Annotated in this window: 1 protein-coding gene; it reads right to left on the bottom strand. The window is 47.4% G+C overall.

Going from position 1 to position 920, the window contains the following annotated elements; all coding sequences use genetic code 11:
• The coding region (locus HMPREF3208_RS06905) for a hypothetical protein (protein WP_064347366.1) at window positions 1-792 on the bottom strand (792 nt) is incomplete at its 3' end.
• Window positions 793-920 lie beyond the last annotated feature (128 nt).

The raw sequence follows: 920 nt of genomic DNA on the forward strand, positions 1-920 counted from the left end.
AAGAAGATCAACCAAATCAAGCTTATGCTCAACCTTCTTCACCTCAGGCTTAGGAGCAGGCTTAGGTGCAGGAGCAGGAGCTGGAGCTGGCTTAGGTGCAGGAGCTGGAGCTGGTGCTGGCTTTGGAGCTGGTGCTGGCTTTGGAGCTGGAGCCGGCTTTGGAGCTGGAGCCGGCTTTGGAGCTGGAGCCGGCTTGCTCTGGTCACCAGATGGAACAACAACAGTACCATTTGGAAGAACCACACCGAGCTTTTCTAACTGCACCTTATAGGTCTCAGCCACGGTCTTAGCAATCTTCAAACCATTGAAAGCAGCATCAGCAGCATTTACCTTATTGGCATAAGTTTTTGCAGTCGCATACCAAGCATCATAAGCTGCTAACTGCTCTGGAGAAAAACCGTTATCCTTGAGTTCGTAATCATACCAAGTACGATAACCAAGCTCAACACCATTAATACGCCAACCAGAGTCAGAATGGGTAGCACCAAGACCAACTGCTTTCACAGTTTCCTTATTGAATTCAGCTTTAGCATTATCACGCTCACCTGCAGCTTTATTGAATAACTTCTGTGCTTCAGCAACAGACACATTAGCAGCAGCATACTTAGCCATTACATCCTTAGCTTGGGCAAGATCAGCTGGCTTCACCTTCTCATAAGTCTTACTACTGGCACTAGCGGTGACATTACCACCAGCTTGAGCACCAGCTGCTAATGCCGGAGCTGCAAGAGCAAGTCCAGAAAGCAAAGTTGCGCCAGCAGCGAATACGGCGATAGCCTTCTTATTCAACATAGTATTTTCCTTTCTTCTTTCTCTTCGTGCAAGTACGGAGAAAAACTTGAAATCTGCAACACGTAAATATTGCAAATGCGTTCGCAAGTACAAACCTGCCAACAACTGCTATTAAGATACCCCCCCCC

The organism is Gardnerella vaginalis (genome assembly GCF_001546485.1).
In the GTDB taxonomy this organism is placed as follows: Bacteria; Actinomycetota; Actinomycetes; order Actinomycetales; family Bifidobacteriaceae; genus Bifidobacterium; species Bifidobacterium vaginale_D.